Source organism: Kothea flammea (genome assembly GCF_052161645.1).
Lineage (GTDB): Bacteria > Planctomycetota > Planctomycetia > Pirellulales > Pirellulaceae > Laterigemmans.
The window spans coordinates 3,847,981-3,863,094 of the sequence record NZ_CP197414.1 but is presented as its reverse complement, the minus strand read 5'-3'; the positions used below and the strand labels follow the sequence as shown (position 1 = coordinate 3,863,094).

Below are 15,114 nucleotides of genomic sequence, written 5' to 3'. Positions count from 1 at the left end.
GGTTTGGTATCAAATCTGCTGTCCCTTTTTTTGGCACCTAATGAGCGCGTTCAGGTTGTCACCTAACCGTTGCCGTTGATCGCTGGCATCTACTGTATAATCGCTCACTTGCAGCGCAGTAAAGTAAATTCGGGATCGCTCACTGGGATACCTCTCGATGGACTTGGATTCCCCGCAAATTCGGCTCAACGCCGCGCTCCGTCGTTTGCCGGTCTTGGTTGACTGCTGCGAAGACGATCTGGAGGCGCTCGCCGAGGTGGGTGAGCTTAAATCGTTCCCCCGGGGCACCGTTTTATTCAGCGAAGGGGAACAGCATGAACAGCTCTATTTCCTTTGCGACGGCAGCATCCAACTCGACATGGAGACCACCGGTCATGGGCGCAGGTCGATTCTATCCGTAGGCGCTGGTGACCTGCTGGCTTGGTCGGCGCTGGTGGGGGAGGCGGTCATGACCACCACCGCCACAGTTACTGAACCTGTGGAGGCCGTGGTATTTGCTGGACCGACGCTGACAACTCTGTTAGAGTCCAACCCAAAGCTTGGTTATCATTTCATGCGTTCGGTCAGCAAGATGCTATCGCGTCGTTTGTTGGCCACCCGTTTGCAATTACTCGACCTCTATCGACGTTAGCATCGTGCTGATCTTTACAAACGAAAATGCCGACCAAGATGTTGCTTCCCCGCAGCAGTTGATCGCGAAAGCGGAGTTACAGCACCTGCTGACTTTGCTCCGCCAAGACGGCTACACGGTTGTCGGCCCTCAAGTATCCGCCGGGGCGATTGTCTATGATGAACTGACCAGCATCGAGGCGTTGCCCAAGGGGATCAGCGATTCGCAACAAGCCGGTAAATATCGATTGCTGGAGGGCCAGCATGAAAATTACTTTCAATTCAACGCCGGCCCGCACGCTTGGAAACAATTCTTGTTTCCCTCGCGGCAACAGATTGGCACCGCCACGCTCGGTGAGGATGGCTGGAGTTTTGAGACTCCCGAGGAAAGCCCTCCAAAGTACGCTTTTCTGGGGGCCCGCGCCTGCGATCTGGCAGCGATCAAAATTCAAGATCGTATTTTTATGGAAGGGCCATTCGTCAATCCCTTTTACGCGGCTCGCCGGCAAGCGGCGTTGATCATCGCGGTCCAGTGCACGGTGGCGGCTACCACTTGTTTTTGCACGTCGATGCAAACTGGCCCACGTTGCGACAGCGTATTCGATCTTGCGTTGACTGAGTTGGAAACCGACTTTCTCGTCGAGGTGGGCACGACTCGGGGGGCTGCATTTCTGGAACAACTCGACTCGCGCCCCGCGAACCAAACCGCCTTAGAAACCGCTGCCGCTCTGCAAGCCCGCGCAGAGGCACAGATTACCAAGCAGCTTGACACCAAAGATATTCACAGCCTGTTGCTGGACCATTTGAATCATCCTCGTTGGGATCAGGTGGCTGAGCGGTGTCTTTCCTGCACGAATTGCACGATGGTCTGCCCAACTTGTTTCTGCGCGACGGTGGAAGAAGTTGCCTCGCTGGCTGGGGATCAAGTAGATCGCGTGCAGCGTTGGGATTCCTGTTTCAACTTTGACTTCAGCTATACCGCTGGCGGCGTCGTGCGAGATGACCGTCGCAGCCGTTATCGTCAATGGCTGACTCATAAATTGGCGACATGGCATGACCAGTTCGACTCCTCAGGTTGCGTCGGCTGTGGACGCTGTATTACTTGGTGTCCGGTAGGTATTGATCTGACCGAAGAAGTCGCCGCGCTGCGGGCAGAACCCGACGGCAGCCGCAGTTTGACGCTGGCCACTCCGTCAGAGAGCCAAAGCTGTAAGATAACGTAATCGCTTCGGCGCCAGTCGCCGGCTCCCCCGGCCCCCGTCGACACTCCGGCCCCCGCCTAAACATCTTGATATCAAACCCTTGGCAACCACAAACGGCTCTGCTCGGCCGCGTGACTCCTGAAACTCCAGGCATCACGACATATGAATTAGCGATTCCAGGCCACTCGCTCACCGCTTTTCAGCCTGGTCAATTTAATATGCTTTATCTGCCCGGGATCGGCGAGGCGGCGATCTCGATTGCTGGACTTTCGCGTGATGGCGAACGGTTGCTACATACGGTGCGGGCCGTGGGCGCGGTGACCCAGGGGTTGCAACGTTTATCGGTCGGTAGCACGCTGGGGTTGCGAGGGCCTTATGGAACCGCATGGCCGTTCCGCAGCATTGTCGCCGCCGAGGAACCGGTTGACGTGATCGTGGTGGCTGGCGGCATCGGCCTGGCGCCATTGAAGGCACTGCTGGACAACATTGCCAGCTATCGCGGATGCTTCCAGCGGGTTTTCTTGCTGCTCGGAGCTCGCTCTCCTGACGATCTGATCTACCAAAGCTCGCTCGACGAGTGGCGAGCTCATGAGATCGATGTGCAAATTACCGTCGATTGTCCCAGCGATGATTGGCGAGGGCACGTGGGGGTGGTGACGTTGCTGTTGGAAAGACTAACCCTGCCGCGTCCGCACGCAACGCACGTAATGACCTGTGGTCCCGAGGTGATGATGCGGTATGTTGCCAAGACCGCGCTCGAACACAGAATTCCTCAGGAAAACATCTGGGTCACCCTGGAACGCCATATGAATTGCGCCATAGGATTTTGCGGACACTGTCAATTGGGACCTGAATTCATTTGTAAAGATGGGCCGGTCTTTCGCTATGACCGCGTCAGCAAGTGGCTGAGAACAAGGGATCTTTGAGCACATGGATATGCAACCGACACAAAGTGTGGACCGCCAGAGACCCAAGTTGGCCGTCTTTAAGTTTGCCTCCTGCGATGGCTGTCAGCTGCAACTACTCTCTTGCGAAGACGAGCTATTGGAGATTGGCGAAGCGGTGGAGATCGTCCATTTTTTGGAAGCCTCCAGCCTGATCGAAGCGGGGCCTTATGATATTGCCTTGGTCGAAGGCTCCATCAGCACTTATGGCGATTTGCAACGTATCCAGCAAATTCGCGAGTCCAGTAAATATCTGATAACCATCGGTGCTTGCGCCACCGCGGGAGGAATTCAAGCGCTGAAGAATTGGGCGGACCGGGCCGAGTTCCTCCGCGCCGTCTACGCCCAGCCTGAATATATCGATACCTTATCGACTTCCACGCCGATCGCCGATCATGTGCGGGTCGATTTTGAACTCCGCGGTTGTCCGATCTCGAAATATCAATTGCTGGAAGTCATTCGGTCGTTGCTAATCGGCAAATCCCCGCAGACTCCCAGCCACAGCGTCTGCCTCGATTGCAAACGCAACGGAGCGGTTTGCGTGGCAGTTACCCAGGATGTCGCTTGCATGGGACCAATCACACAAGCGGGCTGCGGTGCAATTTGCCCCGCCTATCAACGCGGTTGCTACGGCTGCTTTGGACCCGCCGCCCAGCCGAATTGCCAAGCCCTAGCCGATTGGTACCTGGCGGCCGGCTCGACGACGCATACCTTGGTTCCCCTGCTGCGAAACTTTAACGCCTGTGCGGAAGCGTTCCAACAATGTGGTGACGACTTGGATCCCAACTCCGATCCGGGAACTTCGCTATGAGCCGGGAACCAACCAGAACGATCGAGATCGGCGCGCTGACTCGCGTGGAGGGCGAGGGAGCGCTGAAGGTCACCATCCAGGCCGGCCAACCCGCCAAAGTCCAGCTAGCCATTTACGAACCGCCAAGATTTTTCGAGGCGTTGCTCCGTGGCCGTCCCCTCGAGGACGCACCTGACATCACGGCTCGGATTTGCGGCATATGTCCCATCGCCTATCAAATGTCAGCCGTGCACGCGCTCGAACAGGGGTTGGAGATTAACCCCGGGCCCGAAATTCGTGCCCTCCGGCGGTTGCTCTATTGTGGCGAGTGGATGGAAAGTCATGGCGTGCATCTCCATCTGCTGCATATCCCCGACTTTTTTGGCTGCGCGAACAGTTTGGAATTGGCCAAGTTGTTTCCGGGAGAAGTTCGCCGCGGTTTGCAGCTCAAAAAACTCGGTAATACTTTACTGGAGATCATGGGCGGGCGGGCCACGCATCCAATCAATATTGCCGTCGGTGGTTTCTACAAAGCACCCGATCGCGGTGCACTCCGCGCGCTGCGTGAACCCTTATTAAAAGCACGCGACGATGCGGTCGACGTCGTCCAGTGGGTTGCTGGGTTTGAATTTCCAGATTTTTCACAGCATTACGAGATGGTCGCGTTGCAGCACCCTGATGAGTATCCCTTGAACGAGGGCCGGATTGTTTCGACCGCGGGACTTGATATCGATGTGTCAGAGTTTGAGAACTATTTCGAGGAGCAACAAGTCGCGCATAGCACCGCCATGCACGCCGTTCGTCTCCCCAGTCGCACTCCCTATCACGTTGGCCCGCTGGCTCGCGTCAACCTGAACCGTCATCAGCTGACTCCCATTGCCCGACAACTTTCCGAGAGCGTGCCGATCCAGTGGCCTTGTCATAATCCCTACAAATCAATCGTCGCGCGGGCTTTGGAGTTAGTCCACGCGTTTGACGAAGCCGTCGACATTATCGCTGGCTACGACGGTTGTCCGCAGGCTCGCCAGGTTTATCAACACCGCTCCGGCGAGGGCTGCTGGGCCACCGAAGCGCCTCGCGGATTGCTTTATCATCGTTATCAATTTGATGATCAAGGCAATATTTCCTTCGCAAAAATCATTCCCCCCACATCGCAAAACCAGTGGCAAATCGAACACGATCTCACGGCGCTCTTGCCGGGCCTTTTAACTCAGGCAAAATCAACCAACGGGGAAGAAGCCCTCAGTGATAAAGAGATTGGCTTAGCGTGCGAGCGATTAATTCGCTCTTACGATCCCTGCATCAGCTGTGCGACTCACTTTCTAGAATTGGAGATCATTCGTGAGTCTTGAGCCAACAGAGATCATGATCGCAGGTGTTGGCAGCCCTCAGGGGGATGATCAAGCTGGTTGGATGGTGATCGATGCGTTGCGCAGAGCCGAACAGCCTGTTTTGAACAAGCCTTATTCGCCGCGGAAACGCCCACTGTCCCTGCATCATGTGGTTGTACCACATGATTTGTTAGATTTTATCACACAATCTTCCACGCTTCATGTTATCGACGCCGTCAAATACGTCGGTGTGCCCGCTGATGCGGGGGATTCCTTCGGCGTGCAACGTTATCGGGTGCAGTTTGCTGAGGACTCGGGGCAGTTAACTTTGCAGCGGCAACTGGAACTGGCCGAGGTTGCCACAGCTGAGTTGAGTGCCGCTTCGCTGGCCTCGGCGACCAGTCATCAATTCGGTCTGTTGGATTCGTTGGCGCTGGCGGGTCAGTTGGGCATGTTGCCGAGCGAGGTGAATCTGTGGACGATACCGATCATCACGTACAGCTTGCCAGCTGTGAGACCTCGGGTTGATTTGACTGATTTGGCGGTCAGCAGTGTTTCCGCTTCCACAGCAGATTGGGTAGAGGTCTGTGCGAAACAATTGCTGCGAGAGGTTCAAGGTGCATGAGTTTTCCGTCATCCGATCATTGCTGAATCAATTGCCCCAGTTCGTGCCTGGCGTGCCGAGCGTCGACTTGCGTGAGATTTTTATTTCAGTGGGGCCGCTGTCGGGAATTGAGCCATTGTTGGCCGAAGCAGCCTTTGAGCAGCTGCGGGACTCGGCTGGGCTCGGCGCATGTCGTTTGACGATTGAGCACGTGCCGCTGCTAGCTTGTTGTGGCGAGTGCCAGCAGACCTTTGAAGTCGAGTCGTTTCGCTTTGTTTGTCCGCATTGTGAATCGAGCGAGGTGCAAATCACCAGCGGCGATGCGGTCATAATCAAAGCGGTCCGAGTGGTCACGTCGCCAGAGAATGCGGCGCGCGGTGTTGAGAATACATCCCAAAACCACTAGCCGCTTTGGCGCTAGCCGCGGTTCTTTTGGGTTTTCGGATAGATTCTACGTAGATTTCTTGCTTTGTTGGAGAAAAAATGAAAGCCACCACGGAAAAAACAATCGCCGTCAACGAAGATGTTTACGCGGGACGCAAGCGGGCTGCGGCGTCGGCTCGAGATGCGTTTACTCAACAGGGCACGTTGGTGATTAATTTGGTTTCATCACCCGGTGCCGGTAAGACGGCTCTTTTGGAAGCGACCGCCAAGCACTGGGGTAACAACCGCTCGATGGCCGTGTTGGTGGGGGATATCGCCACCGATCGGGATGCCGTGCGACTTCAGCCGTATGTCCCAGTCCAACAGTTGACCACCGGGGGAGCCTGTCATTTGGAATTGGAATTGGTGCAGCGCGGGTTGGCTCTGCTGCCCAAGCGGCATTATGACTTTTTGTTTATCGAAAACATTGGCAACCTCGTCTGTCCGGCATCGCATGATTTAGCGGAACATTTGCGAGTGGTGTTGGTCAGCACCACCGAAGGGGACGACAAACCGGGCAAGTATCCCAAAATGTTTCGCACCAGTGACGCAATGCTGATCACTAAGAGCGATCTCTTGCCGCACGTTCCTTTTTCTTCCGCGGCGGTGATTAGCGACGCCCAGCTAATTCAGCCCAAATTAACCGTGATGACGACAGCGGCGATTCATCAAGAGGGCATTGGCTCGTGGTGTGACTGGTTGGATGAACAGCGGCGGCTGATGTTGCAGCGGGCTGCCATCTCTGGGGTTGATAACGCCTCCCCGCAGCCTGAAACAACTGTGTGACCAGCACAGCTTGCCTACGTTAACGCCTCTGGGACATCTTCCGTCCGTTTGGTTTCAGCATTTCTTGTGCGCGTGCTGTCGTTTGTGACGATTCTGACGCTAATGCTCGATAGGCCACGGGGAACGGTCGTTCGAGATGCGCGTTCCATACCGGGCGGTGGAACGGGCAGTTTCAATTTTTCCCTCGGAACAGACCGCAATCCGAATATGGCTATGAAAACCAAACATCTCTTCGCTGCGATTGTTGGTGCGGCACTGGCGACCGCCAGTTCCGACTCCCGGGCACAGCAGCCTCCGCCTCAGTTTCGCCCGCAGCCGAGTGTCGCTGCGTCGCCAGCCGAACGGGGGCCCGATGCGGATGCCGCCCGATCCATCATTCGCAACCTCAGCTTGCCAGCTTATGTCTTGAACGACGTCGCCAATTCGATGGGGCTGAAATATGCTCAATCTCCGGGCGTCAGCATCACGGCAGATACGACTCGTGGCGAATTGCTCATTTTGGCGCCTCGCAACTTGCACCCGCGCATCGACACGGAAATTCGTGAGATGCTGGCTTCCGGGTATGTGCAACGTGCCGGTCGTCAGATCTCAACCGCCACGACTTCGCGGCAGTTCCAGCTAAGGACTAATTCATGGCGTGAATTCGAGGATGGGCTGCAGTCGCTGGTTGGACAACGTTTGCAAAGCACCACGACTCGCAATGGCGAGCTGGCGTCTTTCGAGTTGGTGGACCAGCCAATTGGCCGTGCTTCTGTGACGGTCGATCGTCGCGCTAACGCGGTCACGGTGGTGGCCCCCGAGCCGATGATGGCTGGCTGGGAGCAAGTTGTCGCTTCTCTGGATATGCAGAACGTATCGAGTGGCGAAGTCTTGCAAATGACTCGTCTGCAGAATGCGGAGCCGGCTCCGATTCAACGAGCGATTCGGTTGCTGCGACAGATTCGTCCCATGAACGGCAGTGGTGACAACAGCACCGTCGGTGTCGCCGGCAATAATGTTCGCTTCATGGGGACAGCCTTCAACCAACAAGAGCAAAGCGGCGGCGCACCGCAGGCAGGTCAACCGCCACAAGGCAATCCCGCGGCACCTGGTCAAGCCGAGATGCCAGTCGAGGATGGTGAAGGGGGTCTCATTGGTGACGTGCAAATTCAGTTTGTACCGGAGCTGGGTGTCTTAATTGTGCGTGGGGCCAAGAAAGATGTCCAACGCGTAATGGATGTGATCAAACAGATCGAAGACGCCGCCGTGGAGACTCAGCCGCTGGTCGAGATCGTGCAACTACAGCACGTCGACAGCGAAGCGATGGCCACGTTGGTGACCCAGTTATACACCGACGTGTTGAATACGCGTGGCAGTTCTCTGAGCATCACGGGGTTAGTGAAACCAAATGCTTTGTTGTTGATCGGTCGCAAGGAAGCTGTCGACGCGGCGCTTGAGTTGGTCGCCAAATTGGATACACCCGTGCTACCGTCGACGCAACTCAAGGTATTCCGTTTGCGGAACGCTTCAGCAGTCGATGCGGAGGAGGCGATCCGAGAATTCTTCTCCGCGCGTCCGGGAAGCGATGAGGACTTGCGGCCCGTGTTGGGAACGCGAGTTCGCATTATCGCCGACTATCGAACCAACAGTTTGATTGTGCAGGCCGCGCCGCGTGATATGTCGGAAGTCTCCAGGTTGATTCAAGACCTCGACGTCGATCAAGTACCGGCTCAAGACACGATCCGAGTGTTCCCGCTGAAGAACTCCATCGCTTCGGAATTGGCCCCAGTGCTGCAAGCATCGCTCAACGGCGAAGGCGAAGCCACGGCGGCGGAAAACTTTACCCGGCCCTCAACAACACTTTCCATCTTGGAAGTGAATTCGGAGACAGGGCAAACGATCGAGTCGGGTCTCTTGGCCAACGTTGTGGTCACCTCTGACGACAACGCTAACGCCTTGGTTGTGCGTGGTCCTGGGAACAGCATGGCTCTCATTGGCGAGTTGATTAAGCAACTGGATCAACTGCCGGGAGCCGAGGCGCTCGTGAAAGTCTTCCAATTAGAATTCAGTGACGCGACGGCCGTCTCCACGGCGCTCAATGAACTCTTTGCTGCTCAACAACAGCAAGGAGGAGGTGGCGGTGCCGGGGCGCTCAATTTGCCACTGCAAACTGCGGCTGCCGATAATTCGCTCGTACAATTGCGATTCTCTACCGATCCGCGGACCAATAGCGTGATCGCCGTGGGGTCGGAAAGCGATCTGGAAGTTGTTGAGAGCATTGTGCTGCGATTAGACACCGAAGGCTTTGCGGCTCGCGAAACCGAAGTCATCTGGCTTCGCAACGCGCCCGCTCTGGAAGTCGCCGCAGCAATTCAGCAATACGTCCAGCTTCGTCAGCAAAGCTTCCAGACCATTCAGCCAGGTGGCGGTGGCGGTGCCGGTGGCATCGGGGTTTATGATCTCATGGACCGCGACCTGATTGTGGTCGGTGAGGAAATCACCAATAGCTTGTTGCTCAGTGTTTCGCCCCGTCTCTATCCGACGATTCGCCGCATGATCGACCAACTTGATCGCTTGCCACCGAACGTGATGGTGAAGGTCATTTTGGCGGAGGTTCGCCTCGGAGATGGATTCGAGTGGGGCTCGGAGTTCGGTATTCAAGACTCCCTGCTATTTGATCGTGGGTTGGCAGGTGCACCGTCGAATCCTGGATTTAACTTCAACGGAGCTGGCTTGCCGAACAACAACACGTTGGGCAGCAACACGGTCGCCCCGCAGAGTTTGAGCACCTTCGGGCTTGGACGTGCCAGTGACGCCTTCGGCTATGGTGGCTTTGTGTTTGCCGCCGCCAGCGACTCGGTCAGCTTGTTGTTGCGATCACTGCAAGACGCCAATCGAGCACAAATTTTGAGCCGCCCCGTAATCACCGCGCGGGATCAAACGATTGGCTTGGTGCAAGTCGGACAAACGGTGCCGCGAGTCAGCGGTGTGAACCAGGCGGGTGCAGTCGGTGGCACACAGGTTACCACGACTGACGAGGAAGTCGGTTTGATTCTACAGATCCTGCCACGCGTCGGTTCTGACGGCACGATACGCTTAGAGGTGGACGCGGAACGCTCCAGAGTCGGCCCGCTTGCCGAAGGGATTCCGGTTGGATTTGATGTGAATGGAAACCCGATTCTTAGCCCACGAATCGACCGAACTCGAGCTCAGACCACGGTCACCGCCTATTCCGGCCAGACGGTCGTCTTGGGTGGACTGATTCAGAAAGATCGAAGCCAGTTCAGTCGCAGAATACCCTACGTCTCAAATATTCCCTATCTCGGCGCATTGTTCCGCTACGACCAAGAGCGGGAGACTCGCACCGAATTGCTGATCATCATGACGCCGCAAATTATCAGTGGCGATGAGGATTGGGAATACATCAAACAAGAAGAGTCAAGTCGGATGAGCTGGTGCCTGGCCGATGTTGTGGAGATGCACGGCGATGTCGGACTCAACGGTGGATATGGTCTCTGGGGCCCAGCGATCGGGCCAGTGATTTATCCGGATGCCACACCGATGATTGATGATATTGAACGTGCTTATATGACTCCGCAGATTTTACCCGCAGCGGAATTGGGACCAGGCGAAATGATGTCCAATCCTGGCAACATCATGGTGCCAGAGATGATCGAAGAGCCTGCGGGGCGAGTTCCCGGTCCGGTCAACGTGCGGCCAGGTGCACCCGGCTTTAACGGGGTACCGCAAAACGCACCTAACGCTCCCAGCGTGATCGAGCCGGTATATCCGGTCGCCCCAACCGGCGGCGTGCGTCAAGTTCGCCATGCTGACGATCCCGCGGCCCGACCAGTGCGGTTGCCGCAGCGAATTCCCTCGGTGCGATAACACCGTTGCTGATAGTGAGACAGCTTTTCTACATCTCATCTCGATCAAGTTCACCCAGCAAGGTAGAGTTATGCGAGTTCTTACGTTTGCCCTTTGTGGGATGTTCCTGTTCAGCGGATGTGCGTCACTGACTTCGACCGAGGGCTGGAATATTCCAAATCCGCTAAATCGCAAGGAAAAGCAACCGAAGCCCTACCCGAGGCCAGTCAAGTTAGCGGCGACGTGGGCTCCTGATACCCTCAGCTCGCCCGGCAAGACGACGACGCGAGGCTTCGGCGGGCGGTTATTCTTTTATGATGAGAAGAGCCGCGCGGTGCCTGTTGAAGGCGAACTGTTGGTGGTGGCTTATGTGAATTCTGAAGTCGAAGGAGCGCCACCTCATACCCGGCGGTTTGCCTTTACTTCCGAACAACTCACCAGTCACTTCAGTCAGTCGGACTTGGGCGCCTCTTACAGCATCTGGATACCGTGGGACGCCCAAGGCGGGATGCAGACTACGGTTACCTTGGTGCCCAACTTTACACCGAAAGATAGCAGCGCATTCCAAGGCGCATCCACCGTAGTTGTCTTGCCGGGACGAGTGCCCGAGCAAGTCCGTTTGATGCAGTCGCGACCGCAGAACCAGCAAATGGAAGCGATGCAGCAAAGAGGGGAATCGCTTCCTGAAAATGTTCGCCAAGTTGGCTTCCGTCGGCAACCCCAACAGCAGTCAACTGTGCCACGCAGTGGAGTCATCACGACGACGATTCCCATGGGCAGCGACATGAACAAACGAATGCGTTAAGGATTCGTGCTAAGGGCTGGCAACTGGCAGTCGGTAGAGTGCATAAGTCGTATCCGCCTCCAGCCTTTCTGGATACAGGCGTGGAAGCGGCGGTTCTACGGTGACGACTCGCAAGTCGACTAGGATGTATTTCGCATCATAGTCGGCTGCCAGGCTGGCTAACACATCATACTCCAGCGGCGTGTGCCTCCGCCGCAGGCTGATCGGAAAGATGCGATTGATCCGCCGCGCCCAATCGAGCAGCGACGGCACATCCTGGGGCACGTCTTTCCAATTGACCACTTCGGCCCGCCGTGCGTACCAGCGAAATGTATGTTGGGCTCGTGGCGTGATGAAGACCGCATCCTCGCTGGTCTCTTGGCGAATGTAATTGCATATCGCTTGCCATTCCGCAAACACCTCCGCTCTGCTTTCCATCGTCATCGCTGGTCGATCAGGCAGCACCACGTCATGAGCCGTAACCACGGCGGCCGGCAAATCATACCGCAATTGCGCAAAGTAATCGCGAGCCACCAACGTCAGGCTCAGCACGATCCAGGCAACGGCAACGAATCGCCAACGCGCGGCGGGTTGCCGGTGCTGTATTGGCAACACCAACCAACCGAGCGCAACCATCGCAGCGGCGAGCGGGACCAAGGCATCGGTCATGCGAAACCAATAGAATCGCAGCAGTTTGGCACCCAGCCCACCGTCGATCGCTGGGATCAAACCGACTAACAATCCAACCATGGCGATCAACGGGCCACCAGCGGCAAACAATAGAAAACGTCGCCAACGAGCTTGCTCTTTGAACTCGGCGTGTTTCAACAGTGACCAAGCCGCCCCGGCGGTGAGGATCGCCAAGCCTCCGTGCCGCACATACCAATGCCAGGGAAATGAGCTGGGAGTCAAGTGATGGCCAAGGCGACCATAAGCATAAATGCGGGCGGCAATGATTTGGTCAAAGGGTGAAACTCCCGCTGCTAACTGCCATGCTGGCCACAGCCCAAACAGTGCCAGGCCCCCGCCCATGCACAGACATAGCAGCTCGCGGCAGCTCGGCTGCTGACTTCCCCACCAACGCCAATCGATAACTCGCACGACCATCGCAGCGACTACCGACCAGCCGCCGACGAGCACGTGAAAGGCAGCGGCGGAGCCCAGCAATGGCCAGACATAATTCCAACGTCCGCGCACGATTTGCGTTAGGCCCAGCAACATAAATCCATAAGCCGGGACCTTGGCTTCAATTCCGCCAATGACCCACTCGCCCGCCAAGTTGGCGTAAGTGATTCCCGCCATCCAGACTATCGTCACCGGTAGCATGATCAAGCTCAGAGAGCGAACGCTGCGGCCAGAGTCTTGGTCGGCGGAATGTCTGTCGGCAGCGTACAGTTCATCAGTAAACAACCGTTGGCCAAGTCGTTGCAAGCCGATCGCCAACATGAACCAACCAACAAACCGGCCGATCCAGGCAACGGTTGGCATGTCAAAAAATTGCAGCAGCCAACCAAAGCTGAAATAGAAAGTGCGGTGAGCCTTGCCGCTGCTAACGAAAGGATCGTTGGCCAACCAATCGGGTTGCCAAAAATTCTTCGCCTTGGCCAAATAGTGAGCTTCATTTACAGCCGGCGGTGGACTGCCAGCTACCGCGAAAATCACGAGCAGCAATAAACAGGTTTCGGCGAGGGGGAGCCACCAACGTCTCGAAGTGCTTGTGCGATTGATGGCATTCATCGAAGTAGTGGTTGAAACGCCGGGCTGGTTTCTAGGTCGGCAAATAACTCCATCCGCCGACCAGCGACGCAGTGGCCAGCGGCATTGCTGACAACCATTATCGCCGCCGAGCCGGAATTGGGCGAGCACCCTGATGGTAATATCCATTGGGTTGCGGTTCTCGAATTATACCAGGCCGCTTCCAGCCAATCGCCTTTAACGGATCGGTCTGCGGGTTCGCATACGGGTCGCGTCCCCCCGGCAATAGCTCACCGGCTGACGGTTGGGGCGGCACGTTCGGTGAGGTGGAAGGCGCGGTGATCGGCAAATCCGATGGCGATGGTTCCGGCGGAGGCGTGGGCAGCACTTCTCCCCGTGGCCTCTCTGTTGGTACTTGGTCGATTTGTGGCTGACGATCTTGGGATCGCAGGGTGGGAGCCGCCATGACGGGAGGAGGGATCGATCCAGACATGTCCGCTGGCTGCGGCGGTTGGTAAACGGGCGCAGGCATCATCGGCTGGTTTACCTGTGGCGGAGGCGGACTCATGTGCAACAAACTTGACTCTTCTGAATAGGTCGGCACCGGCTCGTGATGGGATTGCATTTCCATCACAGTCGGGGAGCCGTGAGGCGTCGGTTGAAACCAGGCGGGTGAACCATATTGGTAGTCGTGGCTGGGAGCGGCCGCGTGGTGGTGCCCGTATCCGTGCGCTAACGTGGGCTCTTCCCAAATTTGTCGCGGCGGCAGCGCCCACAGGCGACTGGGAGGACCTGGCCGCGTAGCGTGGTAACCGTCGCTGTACCCAAAGCCGACGACGCGTCCGAGACGATTCAGCCCCGAAAGAAAGGTTCCATGCTCGGGGGCCTGCGCGACCACGTCGGCTGTACCACCTGCCGCGGTCATCAATAGAGCGCCCATCGTCAATTGACTGCCGAGCAACACGCGTTGGAGGGCACGCCGCAGCATCGACGAATCACGACGCGGTGCCGTTTGCGGGCTGACCTGACACGCAACATTGCCGGTGCGGTTGATTAATTGCGAGGCGGGCATTCCATGCTCCAGCGGGTTACGAGAGATCCATGCTCAGTTGCTCGGGGAGGCTGCAAAGCTTAACCACCCGTCCATTCAGATTCGGTTTACCGTGCTGGCAAGCAACAGCAATCCGAGGTAGCGACCACTCCTGCCGAGTCTATGCTTTTGGGGCGATGTAGTGGTTGCAGCAATCGTCACGATTAGACCATGGCGGGTTTACTCAACGCTAGGAATCTAATTCAAATTGCACCACCCCAATGACCATTGGGGCCTAGGTTTGTGAGGTTCGAATTAGCTCAGACGATTCGATTTCGGACTCGGCAAAGTTTCCCATAACCATCTCGCCACGCTTTCCAGCTGAATACGTTATGTCATTCAATTCAAATCGAACGCGTGTTGTCATCGACCCGACAGTTCAGTGGGCTTTGGCTCGGCGGTTAACTTACCACTGGGTTACTTTCTTTGCCCTGTTGATTGGCATCAGCGCTTCACTGCGGGTGCTCTTTGACCTGGTCGACTACAGCTTTGTCGAAGCGTGCAATCGAGCCTTCATGGAGCAGGTGCCACAGATCACGATTATGGTCTTGGTCCTGCCGATGTTCCTGTATGACAGTCTGAAAATGAGTAATCGTTTTGCTGGCCCGATGTATCGAGTTCGCAAGTCATTGGAGCGAATGGCCGAGGGCATTGCTCAACCCGTGATTAAGTTCCGCGACGGCGATTTCTGGTTAGAAGTTGCCACGCAATTAAATGCGGTGCGCGAGCGATTGGAAACACTCGAAGTACGGAACGCTCAACTGCAATTGGAGAATCGTCAATTGCGGGAAGCGTTGGAAGGTCAGAACGCTGAGGGCTTGTGCTCCACCACTCGCCGCTAAAGGTTCGCGGGTAACTAACTGGACAGCACCACGTTCGTTGTAATTGCGGTGTTTTCGTAACCCGCAGCGTAAGCGAGGGATTTTTTCATAACCCGCAGCGTAAGCGAGGGATTTCGCGCAAGGCGTTCCCTCGCTTACGCTGCGAGTTAGGATTACCGTCAAAACGGA

General features: G+C 56.4%; 13 protein-coding genes. 11 read left to right on the top strand and 2 right to left on the bottom strand.

Annotated features, from left to right (window positions below):
• Positions 1–157 precede the first annotated feature (157 nt).
• The 10 genes from SH139x_RS14750 to SH139x_RS14705 all read left to right on the top strand — a co-directional run bounded on the left by SH139x_RS14750 (position 158) and on the right by SH139x_RS14705 (position 11,340).
• Positions 158–631 (top strand): Crp/Fnr family transcriptional regulator, encoded by a 474-nt coding sequence (locus SH139x_RS14750; RefSeq protein WP_488355955.1) that lies wholly within the window; start codon positions 158–160, stop codon positions 629–631.
• Positions 632–635: 4 nt separating this feature from the next.
• Entirely contained in the window at positions 636–1,832 is a 1,197-nt protein-coding gene (locus SH139x_RS14745; protein ID WP_488355954.1) for a 4Fe-4S dicluster domain-containing protein, read from the top strand.
• A gap of 65 nt (positions 1,833–1,897) precedes the next feature.
• A complete protein-coding gene (locus tag SH139x_RS14740; protein ID WP_488355953.1) occupies positions 1,898–2,737 on the top strand; it encodes an FAD/NAD(P)-binding protein in 840 nt (279 codons plus the stop codon).
• A 4-nt stretch (positions 2,738–2,741) separates the two neighbouring features.
• Complete coding sequence (locus SH139x_RS14735) at positions 2,742–3,566, top strand: NADH-quinone oxidoreductase subunit B family protein (protein WP_488355952.1); 825 nt, start codon at positions 2,742–2,744, stop codon at positions 3,564–3,566.
• Positions 3,563–4,897: a Ni/Fe hydrogenase subunit alpha gene (locus SH139x_RS14730; protein ID WP_488355951.1), complete on the top strand. Its 1,335-nt coding sequence runs from the start codon at positions 3,563–3,565 to the stop codon at positions 4,895–4,897. Before SH139x_RS14735 ends, SH139x_RS14730 begins: the two co-directional genes overlap by 4 nt.
• A complete protein-coding gene (locus SH139x_RS14725) occupies positions 4,887–5,501 on the top strand; it encodes a hypothetical protein (protein WP_488355950.1) in 615 nt (204 codons plus the stop codon). The genes SH139x_RS14730 and SH139x_RS14725 overlap by 11 nt, the downstream gene beginning before the upstream one ends.
• Positions 5,494–5,886, top strand: a complete 393-nt coding sequence (locus SH139x_RS14720) for a hydrogenase maturation nickel metallochaperone HypA/HybF (RefSeq protein ID WP_488355949.1) — start codon at positions 5,494–5,496, stop codon at positions 5,884–5,886. The genes SH139x_RS14725 and SH139x_RS14720 overlap by 8 nt, the downstream gene beginning before the upstream one ends.
• Positions 5,887–5,963: 77 nt before the next feature.
• A complete protein-coding gene (hypB, locus tag SH139x_RS14715; protein WP_488355948.1) occupies positions 5,964–6,689 on the top strand; it encodes a hydrogenase nickel incorporation protein HypB in 726 nt (241 codons plus the stop codon).
• A gap of 213 nt (positions 6,690–6,902) precedes the next feature.
• Positions 6,903–10,556 carry a secretin N-terminal domain-containing protein gene (locus tag SH139x_RS14710; protein ID WP_488355947.1) on the top strand — a complete coding sequence of 1,218 codons (3,654 nt, stop codon included), beginning with the start codon at positions 6,903–6,905 and terminating at the stop codon, positions 10,554–10,556.
• Between the two features lie 70 nt (positions 10,557–10,626).
• A complete protein-coding gene (locus SH139x_RS14705) occupies positions 10,627–11,340 on the top strand; it encodes a hypothetical protein (RefSeq protein ID WP_488355946.1) in 714 nt (237 codons plus the stop codon).
• Between the two features lie 9 nt (positions 11,341–11,349).
• Here SH139x_RS14705 and SH139x_RS14700 read toward each other — a convergent pair whose 3' ends face one another.
• Both SH139x_RS14700 and SH139x_RS14695 read right to left on the bottom strand, forming a co-directional pair.
• Positions 11,350–13,056, bottom strand: a complete 1,707-nt coding sequence (locus tag SH139x_RS14700) for a DUF6798 domain-containing protein (RefSeq protein WP_488355945.1) — start codon at positions 13,054–13,056, stop codon at positions 11,350–11,352.
• 97 nt (positions 13,057–13,153) lie between these two features.
• A complete protein-coding gene (locus SH139x_RS14695) occupies positions 13,154–14,086 on the bottom strand; it encodes a hypothetical protein (RefSeq protein WP_488355944.1) in 933 nt (310 codons plus the stop codon).
• Between the two features lie 350 nt (positions 14,087–14,436).
• Between SH139x_RS14695 and SH139x_RS14690 the strand changes: the two genes are divergently transcribed.
• Complete coding sequence (locus SH139x_RS14690; RefSeq protein WP_488355943.1) at positions 14,437–14,946, top strand: hypothetical protein; 510 nt, start codon at positions 14,437–14,439, stop codon at positions 14,944–14,946.
• Positions 14,947–15,114: the final 168 nt, after the last annotated feature.

What these genes read in the sequence shown, in the direction of transcription:
- SH139x_RS14750 (WP_488355955.1), top strand. Translation starts at nt 158, where the DNA reads ATGGACTTGGATTCCCCGCAAATTCGGCTCAACGCCGCGCTCCGTCGT.
- SH139x_RS14735 (WP_488355952.1), top strand. Translation starts at nt 2,742, where the DNA reads ATGGATATGCAACCGACACAAAGTGTGGACCGCCAGAGACCCAAGTTG.
- SH139x_RS14730 (WP_488355951.1), top strand. Translation starts at nt 3,563, where the DNA reads ATGAGCCGGGAACCAACCAGAACGATCGAGATCGGCGCGCTGACTCGC.
- hypB (WP_488355948.1), top strand. Translation starts at nt 5,964, where the DNA reads ATGAAAGCCACCACGGAAAAAACAATCGCCGTCAACGAAGATGTTTAC.
- SH139x_RS14710 (WP_488355947.1), top strand. Translation starts at nt 6,903, where the DNA reads ATGAAAACCAAACATCTCTTCGCTGCGATTGTTGGTGCGGCACTGGCG.
- SH139x_RS14705 (WP_488355946.1), top strand. Translation starts at nt 10,627, where the DNA reads ATGCGAGTTCTTACGTTTGCCCTTTGTGGGATGTTCCTGTTCAGCGGA.
- SH139x_RS14700 (WP_488355945.1), bottom strand. Translation starts at nt 13,056, where the DNA reads ATGAATGCCATCAATCGCACAAGCACTTCGAGACGTTGGTGGCTCCCC.
- SH139x_RS14695 (WP_488355944.1), bottom strand. Translation starts at nt 14,086, where the DNA reads ATGCCCGCCTCGCAATTAATCAACCGCACCGGCAATGTTGCGTGTCAG.
- SH139x_RS14690 (WP_488355943.1), top strand. Translation starts at nt 14,437, where the DNA reads ATGTCATTCAATTCAAATCGAACGCGTGTTGTCATCGACCCGACAGTT.